This is a genomic window from Micromonospora violae (assembly GCF_004217135.1).
Taxonomy (GTDB): Bacteria; Actinomycetota; Actinomycetes; order Mycobacteriales; family Micromonosporaceae; genus Micromonospora; species Micromonospora violae.
The window spans coordinates 5,558,250-5,574,895 of sequence record NZ_SHKK01000001.1 but is presented as its reverse complement, the minus strand read 5'-3'; the positions used below and the strand labels follow the sequence as shown (position 1 = coordinate 5,574,895).

Annotated in this window: 19 protein-coding genes; 9 read left to right on the top strand and 10 right to left on the bottom strand. The window is 72.5% G+C overall.

The window, feature by feature from the left end; all coding sequences use genetic code 11:
* Window positions 1–7: 7 nt before the first annotated feature.
* The 5 genes from EV382_RS25050 to EV382_RS25030 form a co-directional block, all read right to left on the bottom strand.
* The gene (locus tag EV382_RS25050; RefSeq protein WP_130405746.1) at window positions 8–3,187 is read right to left on the bottom strand and encodes a UvrD-helicase domain-containing protein; all 3,180 of its coding nucleotides are present in this window, start codon (window positions 3,185–3,187) and stop codon (window positions 8–10) included.
* Between the two features lie 61 nt (window positions 3,188–3,248).
* Window positions 3,249–4,493 carry a metallophosphoesterase gene (locus EV382_RS25045; protein WP_130405744.1) on the bottom strand — a complete coding sequence of 415 codons (1,245 nt, stop codon included), beginning with the start codon at window positions 4,491–4,493 and terminating at the stop codon, window positions 3,249–3,251.
* Window positions 4,494–4,506: 13 nt separating this feature from the next.
* Window positions 4,507–4,761: a MoaD/ThiS family protein gene (locus EV382_RS25040; protein ID WP_130405742.1), complete on the bottom strand. Its 255-nt coding sequence runs from the start codon at window positions 4,759–4,761 to the stop codon at window positions 4,507–4,509.
* Window positions 4,762–4,763: 2 nt separating this feature from the next.
* Window positions 4,764–5,777: a GTP 3',8-cyclase MoaA gene (gene moaA / locus EV382_RS25035; RefSeq protein ID WP_130405740.1), complete on the bottom strand. Its 1,014-nt coding sequence runs from the start codon at window positions 5,775–5,777 to the stop codon at window positions 4,764–4,766.
* Window positions 5,774–6,688: a fructosamine kinase family protein gene (locus EV382_RS25030; RefSeq protein ID WP_130405738.1), complete on the bottom strand. Its 915-nt coding sequence runs from the start codon at window positions 6,686–6,688 to the stop codon at window positions 5,774–5,776. The genes moaA and EV382_RS25030 overlap by 4 nt, the downstream gene beginning before the upstream one ends.
* Window positions 6,689–6,861: 173 nt before the next feature.
* Here EV382_RS25030 and EV382_RS25025 point away from each other — a divergent pair, with 173 nt between their 5' ends.
* The 3 genes from EV382_RS25025 to EV382_RS25015 are packed head-to-tail and all read left to right on the top strand — an operon-like array spanning window position 6,862 to window position 8,610.
* A complete protein-coding gene (locus tag EV382_RS25025; protein WP_130405736.1) occupies window positions 6,862–7,905 on the top strand; it encodes a DUF4192 domain-containing protein in 1,044 nt (347 codons plus the stop codon).
* Window positions 7,906–7,963: 58 nt separating this feature from the next.
* Window positions 7,964–8,215, top strand: coding sequence for a hypothetical protein (locus EV382_RS25020; protein ID WP_130405734.1), 252 nt, complete (start codon window positions 7,964–7,966; stop codon window positions 8,213–8,215).
* Window positions 8,212–8,610, top strand: a complete 399-nt coding sequence (locus EV382_RS25015; protein ID WP_130405732.1) for a hypothetical protein — start codon at window positions 8,212–8,214, stop codon at window positions 8,608–8,610. The genes EV382_RS25020 and EV382_RS25015 overlap by 4 nt, the downstream gene beginning before the upstream one ends.
* Window positions 8,611–8,628: 18 nt before the next feature.
* Here EV382_RS25015 and EV382_RS25010 read toward each other — a convergent pair whose 3' ends face one another.
* Together EV382_RS25010 and EV382_RS25005 are read right to left on the bottom strand one after the other, a co-directional pair.
* Window positions 8,629–8,832, bottom strand: coding sequence for a DUF397 domain-containing protein (locus EV382_RS25010; protein ID WP_130405730.1), 204 nt, complete (start codon window positions 8,830–8,832; stop codon window positions 8,629–8,631).
* Window positions 8,820–9,569, bottom strand: a complete 750-nt coding sequence (locus EV382_RS25005) for a Scr1 family TA system antitoxin-like transcriptional regulator (protein WP_130409183.1) — start codon at window positions 9,567–9,569, stop codon at window positions 8,820–8,822. Before EV382_RS25005 ends, EV382_RS25010 begins: the two co-directional genes overlap by 13 nt.
* 252 nt (window positions 9,570–9,821) lie before the next feature.
* Between EV382_RS25005 and EV382_RS25000 the strand changes: the two genes are divergently transcribed.
* A complete protein-coding gene (locus EV382_RS25000; RefSeq protein WP_130405728.1) occupies window positions 9,822–10,067 on the top strand; it encodes a flavin reductase in 246 nt (81 codons plus the stop codon).
* A gap of 179 nt (window positions 10,068–10,246) precedes the next feature.
* Window positions 10,247–10,954 (top strand): GAP family protein, encoded by a 708-nt coding sequence (locus EV382_RS24995; RefSeq protein WP_130405726.1) that lies wholly within the window; start codon window positions 10,247–10,249, stop codon window positions 10,952–10,954.
* Between the two features lie 3 nt (window positions 10,955–10,957).
* Here the strand turns inward: EV382_RS24995 and fdhD are convergent, their stop codons facing one another.
* On the bottom strand, window positions 10,958–11,824 hold the full coding sequence (gene fdhD, locus EV382_RS24990; protein WP_130405724.1) for a formate dehydrogenase accessory sulfurtransferase FdhD: 867 nt from the start codon (window positions 11,822–11,824) through the stop codon (window positions 10,958–10,960).
* 209 nt (window positions 11,825–12,033) lie between these two features.
* Between fdhD and mobA the strand changes: the two genes are divergently transcribed.
* From mobA to EV382_RS24975, 3 genes are all read left to right on the top strand, one after another.
* A complete protein-coding gene (mobA, locus tag EV382_RS24985) occupies window positions 12,034–12,774 on the top strand; it encodes a molybdenum cofactor guanylyltransferase (protein WP_165435862.1) in 741 nt (246 codons plus the stop codon).
* On the top strand, window positions 12,771–13,037 hold the full coding sequence (locus EV382_RS24980) for a DUF6457 domain-containing protein (RefSeq protein ID WP_130405722.1): 267 nt from the start codon (window positions 12,771–12,773) through the stop codon (window positions 13,035–13,037). The genes mobA and EV382_RS24980 overlap by 4 nt, the downstream gene beginning before the upstream one ends.
* Window positions 13,038–13,118: 81 nt before the next feature.
* Window positions 13,119–14,225 carry a T3SS (YopN, CesT) and YbjN peptide-binding chaperone 1 gene (locus EV382_RS24975; protein ID WP_130405720.1) on the top strand — a complete coding sequence of 369 codons (1,107 nt, stop codon included), beginning with the start codon at window positions 13,119–13,121 and terminating at the stop codon, window positions 14,223–14,225.
* A gap of 6 nt (window positions 14,226–14,231) precedes the next feature.
* Here the strand turns inward: EV382_RS24975 and EV382_RS24970 are convergent, their stop codons facing one another.
* Both EV382_RS24970 and EV382_RS24965 read right to left on the bottom strand, forming a co-directional pair.
* Window positions 14,232–15,188: a zinc-binding dehydrogenase gene (locus tag EV382_RS24970; RefSeq protein ID WP_130405718.1), complete on the bottom strand. Its 957-nt coding sequence runs from the start codon at window positions 15,186–15,188 to the stop codon at window positions 14,232–14,234.
* Between the two features lie 73 nt (window positions 15,189–15,261).
* Complete coding sequence (locus EV382_RS24965) at window positions 15,262–15,726, bottom strand: Lrp/AsnC family transcriptional regulator (protein ID WP_130409178.1); 465 nt, start codon at window positions 15,724–15,726, stop codon at window positions 15,262–15,264.
* 59 nt (window positions 15,727–15,785) lie between these two features.
* Between EV382_RS24965 and ddaH the strand changes: the two genes are divergently transcribed.
* A complete protein-coding gene (gene ddaH, locus EV382_RS24960) occupies window positions 15,786–16,619 on the top strand; it encodes a dimethylargininase (protein ID WP_208758492.1) in 834 nt (277 codons plus the stop codon).
* The last annotated feature ends 27 nt before the right edge of the window (window positions 16,620–16,646 follow it).

Sequence of the window (16,646 nt, the reverse complement as noted above, 5' to 3'; positions counted from 1 at the left end):
GGGAGAATCAGATCAGCCGGAGTTGGCGGTCCCTGGGGCGGCGGGGTTCGGCTTCGCCGAAGCGTTCGAAGAGGCCGGGGTCGATGGCACCGAGGAACGGCGAGGGGGTGCAGTCGCGCTCGCTGCCGTGACGGGTGCGGCGGGCGGCGTGACTGACGTACAGGCGGTCCTGGGCCCGGGTCAGGCCGACGAAGAAGAGCCGGCGCTCCTCGGCCACGGCGTCCTCGTCCGGCGTCGAGCCCGGCCAACGCAGCGGCAGCAGCCCGTCCTCGACGCCGACCAGGAAGACCACCGGGAACTCCAGCCCCTTCGCGGCGTGCAGGGTGAGCAGCGTGACCGCTTCGGCACGCGGGTCGAGCGCGTCCACCTCCGCGCCGGTGGCCAGCTGCGACAGGAAGGCCTCCAGGTCGTCACCGCAGCGACGCGCCAACGGGGTCAGCAGATCCACGGCCGAACGGACGTCCTCGGGCCGCACCGCGCTGCTCGCGCCGTCCAGGGTGGGCACGGCGAACCGCTCCGCGACCACCTGACCCGCCAGCCGCACCCGGGCGGCCAGTGGGCCGGCCAGACCGCCGGCATGCCGCAACTCGCGGGCGATGGCGGCCACCCCGGGCCGATCCCGCAGGCGGTCGTGGGAACGCTTCTGTACGGGGATGTTGGCCCGGGTCAGGGCGTCCACGATCGGGGCGGCCTGCGCGTCGGTGCGGTACAGCACGGCGATGTCGGAGAACGACAGCGAGGTGGACCGGCCGTCGATGCGACCCGAGTCCAGCGAGCGGTGCGACAGCCCGCCGACCAGGTCGTCGACGGTACGCACCACGAAGTCGGCCTCCTCGGCCACCGACGCCGCCGGGTAACGCCCGACCAACGGGACCTCCGGGTCGAGCCGCGCCGGGTCCAGCCGTCGGCCCCGGACCAGCGACGACGGCGCGATGGCCTGCACGGCGGCCGCCAGGATCGGAGCCGACGAGCGGTAGTTGCGGTTGAGCCGGACCAGGCGGGCGTCGGTGAAGTCCTCGGAGAAGCGCAGGAAGTAGCCGACGTCGGCACCCCGGAACGAATAGATCGCCTGGTCCGGGTCGCCGATCGCGCAGAGGTTCCCGTCGGCGGGGCTGAGCAGCCGCAGCAGCTCGTACTGCACCTCGTCGACGTCCTGGTACTCGTCGACGAAGATCCACCGCCAGCGGTCCCGGTACCGCTCGACCAACGTCCGGTCGGCCCTCAGCAGCTCCACCGGCAGGGTCACCAGCTCGTCCAGGTCGACCAGGTCCTGCTTGCGCAGCAGCGACGTGTAGGCGGCGCTGTCGTCGCCGGCCTCGGTGCGGGCCGCCGCCCGCTCGGCGTCGTCGGCGATCCGGAAGCCGGCCGGGAGGCCCGCCGCGTCGGCGTTCTCCCGCAGGATGGTCAACCCCAGCGCGTGGAACGTACCCACTGTGACGTCCTCGGCGACAGGGCCGAGCAGGCCGTCGAGGCGGTGCCGCAGTTCCTCGGCGGCACGGCGGGTGAACGTGATCGCGAGGCAGTGCTCGGGAAAGACGTTCAGCTCCGCGCAGAGGTACGCGATCCGATGGGTGAGCGTCCGGGTCTTGCCGGTGCCCGGACCGGCCACGATGAGCAGCGGGCCACCTGGTGCGGAGGCCGCCACCCGCTGCATGGCGTCCAGCCGGTCCAGCAGGCCGGTGCCGACCTCCTCCATCCCGGAGAGCATCGGCTCGAACGGCTCGTGCGGAGACGGCGGCGACGCGATCGGCGGCGCGGGCGTCGGGGTCGGCTTACGCTTCGGCTCGGCCTTTGCCGCCGCCGGGCGCTTGGCCGCGACCCGGGGAGCGGGCTCTGTGGGCCGTCGCTGCGCCGGCACCGGTACGTCGAACAGCGTCTCCTGCGCGCCCAACTCGGCCGGGTCGAAGAGGGTGATGACGCCGTACTCGCCGTCGTAACCGGGCACCCGGCGGACGTCGCCGCGGCGCAGCCGCCCGATGCCCTCGGCGAGCAGCTCACCACCGGCCTGCGCGATCTCGGCCAACGGTGTCGTGGTGAGGATCTCCAGCTCGGGGCCGAGTGCGGACAGCAGTTCGTTGAGTCGGCCCTCGACCTTCTTCGACCGGGCACCCACCTTGTTGATCTCGCCGAGGATCTCGGCCAGCGGCACCAGGTGGGTGACGTCCCGGGCGTGCGCCGGCCGGTGCCCGTCCGGGCGGTCGGCCAACTCCTCGACCCGGCTGAGGACGCCCACGGTGAGAGGTTTGCCGCACTCGGGGCAGCGCCCGTCGGCGGCCCGGGTGCGCTCCGGAGACCAGTTGACCCCACACAGCCGGTGCCCGTCCGCGTGGTACTTGCCCTCCTCCGGGAAGAACTCGATCGTGCCGGCCAGGCCGTCGCCGGTACGCAGCGCCTCCCGAACGGCGAAGTAGTCCCGTTCGGCGGTCAGCACGGTCGCCTCCCGGCCGAGCGCCGGCGGCGAGTGCGCGTCCGAGTTGGACACCAGTTGGTAGCCGTCCAGGCTGCCGACGCGCCAGTTCATCGCGGGGTCGGAGGAGAGCCCGGTCTCCACGGCGAAGATGTGCTCGGCCAGGTCGGCGTAGCAGTCCGCGATCGCGTCGAAGCCGGACTTCGAGCCCAGCGCGGAGAACCAGGGCGTCCAGATGTGCGCCGGCACCAGGTAGCCGTCCGGGCTGGCCTCCAGGGTGATCTCCAGCAGGTCGCGGGAGTCCAGTCCGAGGATCGGCCGGCCGTCCGAGCCGAGGTTGCCGATCCGGCCGAGGGCGGTGTTGAACCGGGCCACCGCGTCCAGATCCGGCAGGTAGATCAGGTGGTGCACCTTGCGGGTCCGGTCGTCCCGCTTGTAGATGGTGGAGATCTCCACGCTCAGCATGAACCGGACCGGGTCCGCCTCCGCCGTCGAGGCGAGCCGGGGTGGCAGCCGGCGGGCGATGTCCCGTTCCGCCTCCGGGTCGAGGCGGTAGAGCCCCGGCTCGGCCGGGCGCAGCGTCTCCCGCAGGTGGTCGTACCAGGCAGGGTGGGTGAAGTCGCCGGTGCCGAGCAGGGCGATGCCCTTACGCCGGGCCCACCACGCGAGGTTCGGCAGGGTGAGATCACGGCTGCACGCGCGCGAGTACTTCGAGTGGATGTGCAGGTCCGCGACGAATGGCGGTAGGCCACCGGGGGGTACGGCGCTGAACGGGGGCACGCCGCATCCTGTCACGCCCGCCGCGCCGGCCACCCGCCGCCACGCGCGGACGTGACGTCCGCTATGCCGAGCGCAGCTCGACCAGACTGATCTGCGGCTCCGCACCGACCCGGACCGGCGGCCCCCAGAAGCCTGCGCCGTTGGTCACGTAGACCTTGGTGCCGTCGACCTCACCGAGCCCGCCGACCACCGGCTGCTCCAGCCTGACGGCCAGGTTGAACGGCACCATCTGCCCGCCGTGGGTGTGCCCGGACAGTTGCAGGTCGACGCCGTAGCGGGCCGCCTCCTTGGCCGCCACAGGCTGGTGCGCGAGCAGGACCACGGGCCGGCTCGGGTCGCGGTCACCGAGCGCGGCGGCGAAGTCCGGACCGGCGGCCAGGCCGGTGCCGGCCGCGGTGAGGTCGTTGACGCCAGCAAGGTCGAGCACACCACCCCGGGCCTGGATCTCCTGCCGCTGGTTCTGCAGCACCCGCAGCCCGAGCCGGTCGACCTCCTGGACCCACTCCTCCACGCCGGAGTAGTACTCGTGGTTGCCGGTGACGAAGAAGCTGCCGTAGCGGGAGCGCAGGTCGCGCAACGGCGCGGCGGCCGGGCCGAGCTCGGCCACGGAGCCGTCGACCAGGTCACCGACGACCGCGACGATGTCCGCGTCGAGCCGGTTGATCGCGGCGACGATCCGCTCGGTGTGCGCCCGGCCGCGCAGCGGCCCGAGGTGGATGTCGGAGACGGTGGCGATGCGCAGACCGTCCATGCTGCGGGGGAGTTTGGCGAGCGGAATCCGTACCCGGTCCAGCTGTGGCGGGCCGAGGGCGGTGCGGACGCCGTACCCGGTGATGCCGGCGGCGGTGAGGCCGGCGAAGATGGCCGCCCCGCGGGCCAGCAGCAGCCGGCGGGACGGGTCGTGGTCCGGGGCGGCGACGGCGTCGGCGGCCGGTGGTTCGGCCGGACCGGCGGCACCGACCAGCACCGGTTCGGGCGCGGCGGTGGTGGGCTCCGCGGCAACCACCCGGCGGCGCAGCACCAGCCGGGTGACCAGCATCGGCACTTCCAGCACGACCAGGACGACCAGCAGGTAGAACATCAGCGCGAGCCACAGGTAGCCCGGCCAGGCGAGCCAGTAGAGCCCGGCCTGCGTCCCGGCGAGGGTGACCGGCACGAGCAGGGCCAGCACCAGGGCGGCGATCCCGCCGATCCGTCGCCAGCGGCCCGGCGCGGTGGTGTCGCGGACGAGCCGCTTCCACAGGTAGAGGTGGATGAGGCCGGTGACCAGAGCCAGGACAGCCACGAACCCCAGAACCGCCATCATCTGTGCGCCTCCCTCAGCCGCCCGCGAACGGGGGCAGGACATCGATCGTGGCCCCGGCTGGCAGGGGTGCCTGACGATCATGACAGGTGACGCCGTTCACGAGGAAACTCGCCACTCGCAGCACCGGGGCGAGTCGGTCGCCGTGGCGTCGGGTCAACTCGGCCGTGAGGTCGTCGAGTGACCGCCCGGCCGGGATGGCCTCCTCGGCCCGGCCGGCGGCGGCCCGGGCGCCCGCGAAGTAGCGGACGGTCAGCGGTGTCCCCTCCATGGTCAACCCCCGATCGCGGACATCGGGCGGGTCGGCTGGAGGAAGGTGGGGTCGTCGATGCCGTGCCCGGCGCGCTTGCCCCACATCGCGGTACGCCAGCGTCGGGCCAACTCGTCGTCGTCCGCCCCGGTGCGCAACGCGGCGCGCAGATCCGATTCCTCGGTGGCGAAGAGGCAGGCGCGGACCTGGCCGTCGGCGGTCAGCCGGGTGCGGTCACAGTCCCCGCAGAACGGGCGGGTGACGCTGGCGATCACACCGACCCGGGCCGGGCCTCCGTCGACCAGCCAGGTCTCCGCCGGAGCGGCACCGCGCTCGGCCGGGTCGGGGCTCAGGTCGAAGGCGGTACGCAGGGACGCCAGGATCTCCTCGGCGGTGACCATGGTGTCGCGGGCCCAACCATGCTGGGCGTCCAACGGCATCTGCTCGATGATCCGTAACTGGTAGCCGTGATCGAGGGCGAAGCGGAGCAGCGCGGGCGCCTCGTCCTCGTTGACACCGCGCATCAGCACTGAATTGATCTTCACGGGGCTGAGCCCGGCGGCCGCCGCTCCGGCGAGCCCGGCCAGCACCGCGTCGAGGCGGGGGCGGCGGGTGAGCCTGGTGAACCGGTCCGGGTCCAGGGTGTCCAGCGAGACGTTCACCCGATCCAGCCCGGCCGTGCGCAGGGTCGGGGCCAGCCGATCCAGACCGATGCCGTTGGTGGTCAGCGAGACCCGGGGACGGGGCTCGAGGGCGGCGACCGCCGCCACGATGTCGACCAGCCCGGGTCGGATCAGTGGCTCACCGCCGGTGAACCGCACCTCGGTCACGCCGAGCAGCTCGACCGCCACCCGGACCAGCCGGACGATCTCCTCGTCGGTCAGCAGCTCGGGGCCGGCCAGCCAGGGCAGCCCCTCCGCCGGCATGCAGTAGGTGCAGCGCAGGTTGCACTTGTCGGTGAGGGACACGCGCAGGTCTCGGGCGACGCGGCCGTACCGGTCGACGAGGACGCCGTCGGTCCCCGGGGCGGCGCTCACCTGTCGACCGTAGCGCGCTCGGCCCGGCCCAGGACGGCACGGGCGGTCTGGACGACCACATCTCGGTAGCTGCCGCCGAAGAGCGCGGTGTGCACGAGCAGGAGGTGCAGTTGATGCAGCGGCACCCGTTCCCGCCAGCCGTCCGCCAGCGGCCAACTCTCCTGGTAGGCGGCGAGCACCCGACCCAGGTGGGGGATGCCGCCGAAGAGGGCGAGCTGGGCGAGATCCGTTTCCCGGTGCCCACCGTGCGCCGCCGGGTCGATGAGCCAGGCCCGGTCGTCGGCCCCCCACAGCACGTTGCCCGGCCACAGGTCGCCGTGGATGCGCGCGGGCGGCTCGTCGCCGCCGAGCCCGTCGAGGCGACCGATCACCTGCTCGACCACTGTCGCGTCGGCGCTGGTCAGCGCGCCACCGTCGACCGAGCGCCGCAGGTGGGGGGCGAGGCGTCGCTCAGCGAACCACGTCGACCAGCGTCCGTCGGTGAGGGTGTTGTCCTGAGGAAGGGCGCCGATGAAACCGGGCCAGGTCGCGCCGAAGGCGGTGGCCCCCGCCCGGTGCAGCTCGGCCAACTCCCGGCCGAAGCGCTCCGCGGCCTCCGGCGTCGGATCGCCGGGCTCCACCCAGTCGAGCGCCAGCAGCTCCGGCAGAACCACGATCACCTCGGGTACGCCGACCGCGCCCGCCTCCCGCAGCCAGCGCAACCCGGCGGCCTCGGCGGCGAAGAAGCCCTCCGGCACCGGACGGTCGGCGCCCTCCGGCCAGGACTTGGCGAAGACGGAGTGACCGTCGTCGAGGGTGAGCCGGGCGGCGGCGCAGATGTCGCCACCGGCGACCGGCGTCTCCCGGAGCCGCTGATGGGTCCGGAAGGTCGGGAGGTGTGCCGGATGCGCGCGTAGGTACGCCAGGTCCATCAGCGCACGGTAACCGCTGCGTGCGACAGCCAGGTGTCGCCCGCCGACATCGGCGCTCTTTCCGCACTCGTAGGTGTGGCCTGAGCAGGGAAAACACGCTCAGTAACTGTGGATAAGCCGCGTGTCGTCCACAGGGGTGGCCCGACCCGGCGCCCCCGCCGCAGGCTTCCGACATGACCTCGACCGAACGCCCTCAGCTCGCCGTCCGCTCACCCGCCGACCTGATCGCCGCGGTGCCGTACCTGCTCGGGTTTCATCCCACCGACAGCGTGGTCGCCGTGGCGCTGGTCGGCCGACAGATCATCTTTGCCGCCCGGATGGACCTGCCTGACCCGACCGACCTGGGCGGGTTCGCCGAGCACCTGGCCGGGGTGATCCGCCGGCAGGGCGCGGAGGCCGCCACCGTGGTGGGTTACGGGCAACCGGAGCGGGTCACGCCGGCCGTGGACGCGGTGCGCGACACGTTGAGCGACGTCGGGATGCACGTGCTCGACGCGCTGCGGGTGACCGATGGCCGCTGGTGGTCCTATCTCTGCACCGAGCCCGACTGCTGCCCGCCCGAGGGCCGCCGCTACGACCCGACCGTCAACCGGGTGACCGCCTCGGCGGTCTTCGCCGGCCAGGTCGCACTCCCCGACCGCGCCGCCCTGGTGGCGCAGGTGGCACCGGTGGACGGCCCGGCCCGGGACGCGGCCCGCGCGGCCACCGCCCGCGCCCAGCTCAGACTGGCCGAGCTGGTCGGGCAGGCGCCTGAGAGCGACCTGCTCGGTGCTCGCGCGCTGCGCGCCGCCGGGGTGGCCGCGGTCCGCGAGGCCCAGCGCCGGCAGCGGCGTGGTGAGCGGCTCGACGACGACGAGGTGGCCTGGCTGAGCCTGCTGATGACCCACCTGCCGGTCCGCGACCACGCGTGGGAACGCACCGACGGCCGGGACCGGGACATCGCCCTCTGGACCGACGTGCTGCGCCGGGCCGAACCGGAGATGGCCGCGGCTCCCGGTGCGCTGCTGGCGTTCGCCGCCTGGCGCGCTGGGCAGGGCGCGTTGGCGGCGGTCGCGCTCGAACGCACGCTCGACGTGCACCCCGACTACTCGCTCGCTGTGCTGCTGGACGACCTGCTCCGGCGCGGCGTGCCCCCGGCCGAACTGGACGGCTGGCCGTCGGTCGGTATGCCCGGGGTCATCCGCCCCCGGAAGAGGAGCCGACGTGGCCGCCGCTGACAAGACTCTCCGGCCTGGTAATACCGTTGGTGCTACCAGAATTGGTAGGCTGGCGGACGTGACCGTGAAGCGCTCCGTGAGCCTCCCCGACGACGTCGCGGAATGGCTCGACCAGCAGCCCAACGTCTCGGCCGCCATCACCGCGGCGGTGCGGGCCCAGATGGGCCGGACGCACCTCGACGAGGTGCTGCGCCGAGCCGGCATCGAGGTGACCGAGGCGGGCCGGGCGCGGTGGCGGGAGCGCCTGGCGACGCCGATTCCGGCGGACGCCCTGGCCGAGGGGCGTCGGATGTTGGGGCGTGCCGGATGAGCGATGAGATCGCGGTCGTGCTCGACGCGTCGGCGTTGACGGCCTACCTCGAGGGCAACGTCTCGGTGGGGGAGTTGATGCTGGAGGTCGCCGACGAGGGCCGGCAGATTGCTGTCCCAGCGACCTGCCTGGCGGCGGCCTTCACGAGCGTGGTCGACGAGGTCGATGCCGCGCTACTGGCTCTGATGATGAGCGCCCCGATGATCCGTCTGCTGCCGCTCGACGCCGAGGACGTGCGAGACACCGGCACGTTGGCCCGCGCGGTGGACGGGGACATCTCGTTCGGCCATGCCGCCCGCGCGGCACTCACCCACGAGGCGCACTACGCGACCGTGCAGCCCAAGGTGGCGGCGAAGGTGCTCCCTACCAACTGGAGCATCCTCGAACTGACCTGACGGGTGACCGGGCGAGCCCTAGCCGACGGGGCCGATCTCCCTCGCCAGCCGGACGAAGCCCGCCCAGGCGGCCGGCTCGAACGTCAGCGTGCCGCCGTCCCGGTCCTTGGTGTCGCGTACGAGCACGACACCCGGCAGGTTGTCGGCCACCTCGACGCAGTTGCCACCGTTCGAGCTGCTGCGGGTGCTCTTGCGCCAACGGGCGCCGGTCAGGTCATCCATGCTCGCGCTCTCATCAGGTCGATGGTCAGGTCTCGCGGTAGCGCTAACGACCTCACGCTATCCCAGACCGCCCAGAGCGGAGCAACGTCATTACTGAGGCGTCCGGCCGCCTGGTCGTCGAGGTAGCCGACGTCGCCGCCGTCCGGCGTGCTGGCGATGACGAACGGTCCGGCCTGGCCGGGGTGGAAGCCAGCCGTCAGGGGGAGGACGTGGATCATCACGGCCGGCCGCTCGGCGAGCGCGATCAGGTGGTCGAGCTGCTCGGCCATGATGTCGGGCCTGCCCCGGCGCAGCGCGGCCTCGTCGATGACGAAGACGCTCAACGGCGGGCGGGGCCGGTCGAACACGGCGGCCTGGCGGCGGAGGCGTGTTTCCACGTGCGCTTCCAGGTCGTCGTCGGCCCAGAGCCCGCTGCTCAACACCGCTCGCGCGTACGCCTCGGTTTGCAGCAGGCCGGGAATGACTGCCGACTCGTAGTACCGCAGCCCCACGGCCTCGCGCTCGATGTCCGTCCACGGCCGGAACCACGCCGGCTCGCGCCGCTTGTACAAGTCGGGCCAGAGGTCCTCCTCGTCGCGGCCCAGAACCTCGGCGACCTTCGACCGGTGCCGCGTCTGCGGAATCCGTCCAGGGTTCGCCCACTTGGCCGCCGTCTTGGGATCAACCCCGATCTGGGCGGCGAGACTGTCGGCGGTCAGGCCGGATTTTGACATCGCTTCAGCGACTGCGCGATTCATCCGTGTCCCCTCCAGTTCGTCCGAGACGTCCACAGGAGATATTGCTACGCAGTGTATTCGGCTGACAACCCTTGGAAGTGTGTGTCTGAGACGGCGCGGCCGGCAGGGACTACCCGAGACCCGGCGGTCGCGTACGTGCCGGGGCCGCCTCATGGGCGAGCACTCAGAGGCGGCCCCTCCCAACGATGAGGGGGAAGCCATGCCGGACAAGCCGAAGCCCACGACGCGACGCGCACCAGTGCGGGCCGGCCGATGACCGAGAACGCGGAACACCCGCTGGTCAAGCCGGCGTGGCGCTGCCGCACCTGCGGGATCGCCTGGCCCTGCTCGGTCGCCAAACTGCGCCTGCTCGGCCGTTACCGCGGTCGACCCGACGAGTTGGTCGAGCACCTGAAGGCACTGCAAGCCGAAGCAACCGAACACCTCACTGAGCTGTACGGCGGCAAGACTCCGGATGGCCTGACCGAACGTTTCACCGGCTGGGTCAAGGCTCGATAGCCCACCGATTCCCGCCCTGGCGCTGATCCCTCGTCCCCCGAGGTCGATCGCCCGGGGCGGGTTCCTCCGGCGACGCCCTCCGTCAAAGGATGTACGCGTCGCTCCTGACCACGGCCGACGCAACCCGGTCACCACCGCCAGAGAATTGTCTTCGTGTCCGTTCTCCCTGGTGGTATGACATGACCCCCGAGTTGCTGCTGTCGCTGGCCGGGCTGGCGTTGATCGACAGCACCAGCATCGGCACCCTCTTCATCCCGGTCTGGCTGCTGCTCGCCCCCGGGCCGGTCAACGCCCGTCGGATCCTCGGCTACCTCGCCACCATCGCGGCGTTCTACCTCGCGGTGGGTCTGCTGCTGGTCCGGGGCGGCAGTAGCTTGGGTGACGCGCTGGGCGGCGCCCTGGACAACCGGGGTGTCCTCTGGGCGCAACTCGTCCTGGGTGTGGGAATGCTGGCGCTCAGCTTCCGCTACGACGGCAAGCGACGTCCCCGTACCGGTGGTGTGTTGCGGTGGCGGGACCGGGCCACCGCCGGAGATTCGTCGGCCCGCTGGTTGGTCGGGCTCGCGCTGCTCGCGGCGCTCGCCGAGGTGGCGACCATGCTCCCGTACCTCGGAGCGGTGGGCCTGTTGGCCACCTCGGGGGTCGGAGCGGCGAGCGTGCTGGGGCTGCTCACCGGATACTGCCTGGTCATGGTGCTGCCGGCGGTGTTGTTGCTGGGTGCCCGGGTGGCCCGCCCGCGACTCGTCGAGCCGGTGCTGGCCCGCCTGAACACCTGGATCGTCACGAAGGCGGGCGGCGCGTTGGGTTGGGTCCTCGGCATCGCCGGTTTCCTGATCGCCCGCGACGCCGCCGCCCGGCTGGACCTGTTCAGCCTGCTCGATCGTTGAGCGTCAGACTGGCTGCTCCACGGTGATCCGGTGCGGCCCGGCGTAGACGTTCATGGTTCGGCCGCGCAGGAAGCCGACGAGCGTCATCCCCGCCTCGTCGGCCAGTTCGGCGGCGAGGGTGCTCGGGGCGGAGACCGCGGCCAGCAGCGGCAGACCCGCCATCCACGCCTTCTGGGTCAGCTCGAAGCTGGCCCGTCCGGAGACCAGCAGCAGGTGCCCGGCGAGCGGTAGCCGGCGTTCCCGTACGGCCCAGCCGACCACCTTGTCCACGGCGTTGTGCCGGCCCACGTCCTCCCGTAGCACCACCAGCTCGCCGTCGGGGGTGAACAGCCCTGCCGCGTGCAGCCCGCCGGTCCGGTCGAAGCCGCGCTGGGCGGCGCGCAGCCGGTCGGGCAGGTCGACGAGCAACGTGGCCGGCACGCTGAGCGGATCCGCCGAGACCGGGAAGAGCGACCGGGTCCGTACCGCGTCGATGCTGGCCTTGCCGCAGACCCCACAGGAACTGGTCGTGTAGAAGTTCCGGGACGGGTCGGTGGTCGGTTCCGGTACGCCGGGGGCGAGCACCACGTCCACCACGTTGTACGTGTTCGGCGTCTCCGCGCCGGCGCAGAGCTGCGCGGTCAGCACGTCGTCGGTCGACCGGATCAACCCTTCGGTCAGCAGGAATCCGATGGCCAGGTCCAGGTCGTCGCCGGGGGTACGCATCGTGACGGCGAGGGGCCGGCGTCGACCGGGACCGGCCGCGCCGACCCGGATCTCCAGCGGCTCCTCCACGGCGAGCGTGTCCGGTCGGCGGGCCAACCCACGCCCGGTGGTCACCGCGTCCAGGTCGATCCGGAGTACGCCACGTCGATCAGTTGCCCGTCCCATTCCGCCATCCTCCACCCCGCGCCGGCACGCCCGCACGGCCACTGGCCATCGGAAGGTGATCCACTCGTGCTTCTTGAAATCGGGGTGTCCCCGGCGCCGGGACACCGCGATTTCAGCAAATCCGAGTCGATCATGACAGTCGTCCGCCGTGCCGGGTTGGCGCAGTCGCCGGACACCTGGCGTGGACTGGTCCCGGCTACCGTGGCCGGGTGGAGACGTACGCCGCTGTGGTGCTCGCGGGTGGGGCCGCCCGACGGATGGGCGGGGTCGACAAGCCTGCGCTCCCGGTCGGCGGCCAGCCCATGCGCGACCGGGTGCTGGCCGCCGTCGCCGACGCGACGTCGCGTGTGGTTGTCGGTGCAGCCGATGCCGTGCCGATGGGTGTCCGGGTGGTCCGGGAGGATCCGCCCGGCGGGGGCCCGGTCGCCGCAGCCGCAGCCGGCCTGGCGCTGCTGGATTCAGACACCAGCCTTGTCGCGCTGCTCGCGGCCGACCTGCCGCTGCTCACCCGGGCCGCCATCGGGGACCTGCTGAAACACCTCGACCAGCAGACCCCCGACACCGAATCGGCGGGCGGCGGCCCCGCGCCCGCACCACCGGCCCGCGGCGACCTCGCGCCGGCCCGCGGCGACCTCGCGCCGGCCCGCGGCCACCTCGCGCCGGCCCGCGACGACCTCGGCGGCGGCGAGCGGCAACCGGACGGGGCGTGTTTCGTGGACGGGGACGGGCGGCGGCAGTCGCTCTGCGGTGTCTGGCGGGTCGCCGCACTGCGGGCGGCGTTGAATCGGTTGACGGTCGAGCGGGGCGGCAGCCTGTCCGGAGCCCCGGTCCGGGCACTGCTCGCCGGTCTCGTCGTGCGGGAGGTGCGCTGGTCCGGCGAGGGCCCGCCGCCGTGGTTCGACTGCGACACTGACGAGGACGTACGCCGGGCAGAGGAGTGGGCGCGATGACGGTGATGGACGACTGGGTCACGGCGGTCTGCGCCGAGTTGGATCTGGACCCGGCCTCGGTGCCGGTGCCGGCGGTGCTGGATCTGGCCCGCGACGTCGCCCACCAGGTGCTGCGCCCGGGGGCGCCGGTCACGGCGTACCTCTTCGGGTTGGCGGTTGGCCGGGGTGCGGAGCCGGCGGACGCGGCGGCCCGGCTCAGCGCGCTCGCGGGCACCTGGCCGGTCGAGTTGGGTGCCGAGCCGGTGGATCCGACGGCCCCCTGACCGCCGCTGTCCGATCCCGGTCCGGGCTGATCGAACCCGCCGGCCGCGTGGGTAGGGTGATCGGAACGGACGGAGGCGATCATGACGGCTGACCACCCCTCGGCCCCGCACGGTGAGCTGCCCGGCGCTTCGACGGAGCCGGCGGAATCGATCCTGCTCGGCGAGCCCAGCACCACCGACCTGCGGGCGAAGGTGACCGAGGCGTGGCGGGAGTTCGCTCGCGCGCTCGCCGTACGGCTGCCGGAGCTTCCCGTCGGCGCGCACCTGGACGTGACCCTGGACCCCACCGCCTCCGGCACCGGGGACGCCGTCTATTCGATCAGCGTCGACGTGGACGCGGACCGGGTGTTGTCGGCCCGGGCCGTCGGGAACGCCGCGCTTCCGGCCGGCTACCGACTGGATCGGGGCGCGGTGGCCGACATGGTCGCGCTCGGTTGGTCCCCGCCCGGTGTGGTCGCCGGCTCCGGCGGTTCCTTCGGGCTGAGCGCCACGGCGGCCGAGTCGACCCAGGTCGCCACGCTGCTCTCCCGCACGCTTCGGGACGTCTACGGTGCTCCGCACCCGGCGTTCCTGGTCTACCTGGTGCACGACGCCGAGGGCGAGCCGTTGGCCGTGGGCCCGCTGGGCACCGCGCGCAGCGAGTTCGGTCCGGACGCCGACGTGGAGGCGGACCTGGAGGAGGCGTTGGCCGAGGCGGCCGCCGGCCAGGTCGAGCGGGACGACGTGCTCGACCTGGCCGATCGGGTCCGCACCGTGGTCTCCACCATGTTGAAGTCGGACACCGACCAGTTGCAGGTCGACTCGGACGGCGACATCAACATCCGCGCCGGCTCGGCGATGGTCTTCGTGCGGGTGCGGGACAATCCGCCCCTGGTGGACGTCTTCTCCCCGGTGCTCACCGAGGTGGAGCCGACCGAGCGGCTCTACGTCAGGCTCTCCGAGCTGACGAACCGGATGCCGATCGGCCGCCTCTACTGCGCCGACGACACCGTCTGGGCGTCCATCCCGGTGTTCGGCCGCAACTTCCAGGCGACCCATCTGATGTTGGCGGTGCAGGTGATGACCGGTCTCGCCGACGAGTTGGACGACCGTCTGCACGGTGAGTTCGGTGGCAAGCGGTTCTTCGGTGAGGGTGACAAGCCGGTCCGGCGTGACGAGTCGGAGCACCGCACCGGCATGTACCTCTGAGCCCGATCAGGCCACGTCCAGCAGGGTCTTGCCGACCGTCCCACGCGCCTCGATGGCGGCGTGTGCGTCGGCGGCGCGTTCCAACGGGAAACGCTGGCCGATGAGCGGTCGCAAGCGGCCGGCCGCCGCGTCCGAGAGGGCCTGTTCGGTGTACGCCCGCAGCCGGGCCGGTGGCACGTCCGGCCGGATCAGGGTGACCTGCCGCGCCGTGGCGGCCTCCGCCGACACCGGGGACCACTCCCCGCTCGCCAACCCGAAGCTGACCATCCGACCGCCCGGCAGGAGCAGGTCGAAGGCGGCTCGGGCCACCGCGCCGCCGACCCCGTCGAACACCACGTCGACCCCGCCCACCGCAGCGCGGACCTGCTCGGCCCAGTCGGGCAGCAGGTAGTCGACGGCCACCTCGGCGCCCAGGTCGGGTAGCCGGTCCACCTTGCGTCGCCCACCGGCCACGCCGATCACCCGGGCCCCGGCGCGGGCCGCGAGCTGCATCAACAGGCTCCCCACGCCGCCGGCCGCGGCTTCCACCAGCACCCGGTCACCCGGACGGACGCCGACCGCTTCGATCAGCATGGTGGCGGTCCGTCCGTCGGCCAGCAGCGCGACCGCCGCGTCGAGCGCCAGCCCGGCCGGCACCGCGATCGGCGCCGACGCGTCCACGGCCGCGCGTTCGGCGTAACCGCCGGAACCTCCGGTGGCGCTGACCACCCGCCGTCCGATCAACGCCGGGTCGACGTCCGACCCGACTGCCGCAATCACCCCGCCGATGCCGTTGCCGGGAATCAGTGGTGGGGTGAGGCGGAACGGGCCGGGGTGACCGGCGCGCAGTTGCGTCTCGATGAAGGTGATGTTCGCGTGCGCGACGTCGATCAGCACCTGGCCGGGGCCGGGCACCGGGTCGGGTGCGGGGCCGGGCACCAGCACCTCGGGTCCGCCGAACTCGTGTAGCCAGATCGCCCGCATGACAGCCCCTCTCGGTCTCGGTGGACCGCCTGGCCCACTCGGGGTCAGTCGATCTGCTCAACCCGAGTTGAGGTCAAGAGGTGCTGTGGGACGGGCCGACGCCGGGCGATTCGACCAGCCGCGAGAGCACGATGGTGCTGCGGGTGGAGGTCACGAAGGACTCGGCGCGCAACCGCTCCAGCGCCGCCTCCAGGTGGGCGATGTCGGCGGCGCGCAGATGCACGAGCGCGTCCGCCTCCCCGGAGACGGTGTACGCGCCGACCACCTCGGGGTGTCGGCGGGCGGCCACGCCGATCTGCGCCGGGGTGGTCCGCCCGGCGCAGAACAGCTCGACGAAGGCCTCCGTCGTCCAGCCGACGGCGGCCGGATCAACGACGGCCGTAAATCCCCTGATCACGCCGGTGGCGCGCAGTCGGTCGACGCGACGCTTGACCGCCGGGGCGGAGAGTGACACCCGCGCGCCGATGTCGGCGTAGGACGCACGGGCGTCCGCGACGAGTAACGCAATGATCCGCTGGTCTACCGCGTCAATCTGCAACGTTCCGCCTCTGGGAAGCAACACTTGTGGCTGTTTTCAAAGTTCCACGGTACCTACTCTTGGTGACCGTGAACCAGCAGCGTTTCCCGCGAAAGCGGACATATCTCATGTGCTCGCCGGAGTACTTCGCGGTCGAGTACGCGATCAACCCGTGGATGGACGTGACCACCCCGGTCGACCGCGACCTGGCCGTGAAGCAGTGGGACCGGCTGCGCGAGACGCTGGTCGGCCTCGGCCACGAGGTGCACCTGCTCCGCCCCGAGTCGGGCCTGCCCGACATGGTCTACGCCGCCAACGGCGGCTTCGTGGTGGACGGGAGCGTCTACGGCGCCCGGTTCAAACACGAGCAGCGGGCCGCCGAGGCGGCCGCCCACCACGCCTTCTACGAGGCGCAGGGCTGGCGGTTCATCGCACCCAGCGAGACCAACGAGGGCGAGGGCGACTTCGCGTACGTGCCGGAGGCGCACGGCGGTCTCATCCTGGCCGGGCACGGCTTCCGCACCGAGCTCCCGGCGCACGCGGAGGCGCAGGAGGCGCTGGGCCGCCCGGTGGTGTCGCTGCGCCTGATCGACCCTCGCTTCTACCACCTGGACGTGGCGCTGGCGGCCATCGACGACGCGAACGTCGTCTACTTCCCGGGCGCGTTCTCGGCGGCCAGCCAGCGGGTGCTCACCCAGCTCTTCCCGGACGCGGTGATCGCCGACGACGAGGACGCGATGGCCTTCGGGCTCAACCTGGTCAGTGACGGCGCGAACGTGGTGCTCAACAGCGAGGCCACCCGCCTGGCCGGCAAGCTCAAGGCCGCCGGTTACACCCCGGTCCCCGTCGAGTTGGCCGAGCTGAAGAAGGGCGGCGGCAGCGTGAAGTGCTGCATCGCCGAGCTGCGGCACTGACCCACGAACGTCTCGGGGCCGGCCTCC

Excerpts from the sequence above, each read along its gene's own strand:
- EV382_RS25015 (WP_130405732.1), top strand. The coding sequence starts at position 8,212 with ATGAGCGATGAGATCGCGGTCGTGCTCGACGCGTCGGCGTTGACGGCC.
- EV382_RS25010 (WP_130405730.1), bottom strand. The coding sequence starts at position 8,832 with ATGGATGACCTGACCGGCGCCCGTTGGCGCAAGAGCACCCGCAGCAGC.
- EV382_RS24980 (WP_130405722.1), top strand. The coding sequence starts at position 12,771 with ATGACGGTGATGGACGACTGGGTCACGGCGGTCTGCGCCGAGTTGGAT.
- EV382_RS24975 (WP_130405720.1), top strand. The coding sequence starts at position 13,119 with ATGACGGCTGACCACCCCTCGGCCCCGCACGGTGAGCTGCCCGGCGCT.
- EV382_RS25030 (WP_130405738.1), bottom strand. The coding sequence starts at position 6,688 with ATGGACCTGGCGTACCTACGCGCGCATCCGGCACACCTCCCGACCTTC.
- EV382_RS25040 (WP_130405742.1), bottom strand. The coding sequence starts at position 4,761 with ATGGAGGGGACACCGCTGACCGTCCGCTACTTCGCGGGCGCCCGGGCC.
- EV382_RS25000 (WP_130405728.1), top strand. The coding sequence starts at position 9,822 with ATGACCGAGAACGCGGAACACCCGCTGGTCAAGCCGGCGTGGCGCTGC.
- EV382_RS25005 (WP_130409183.1), bottom strand. The coding sequence starts at position 9,569 with ATGAATCGCGCAGTCGCTGAAGCGATGTCAAAATCCGGCCTGACCGCC.
- EV382_RS25025 (WP_130405736.1), top strand. The coding sequence starts at position 6,862 with ATGACCTCGACCGAACGCCCTCAGCTCGCCGTCCGCTCACCCGCCGAC.
- EV382_RS24995 (WP_130405726.1), top strand. The coding sequence starts at position 10,247 with ATGACCCCCGAGTTGCTGCTGTCGCTGGCCGGGCTGGCGTTGATCGAC.
- fdhD (WP_130405724.1), bottom strand. The coding sequence starts at position 11,824 with ATGGGACGGGCAACTGATCGACGTGGCGTACTCCGGATCGACCTGGAC.
- EV382_RS24970 (WP_130405718.1), bottom strand. The coding sequence starts at position 15,188 with ATGCGGGCGATCTGGCTACACGAGTTCGGCGGACCCGAGGTGCTGGTG.
- EV382_RS25045 (WP_130405744.1), bottom strand. The coding sequence starts at position 4,493 with ATGATGGCGGTTCTGGGGTTCGTGGCTGTCCTGGCTCTGGTCACCGGC.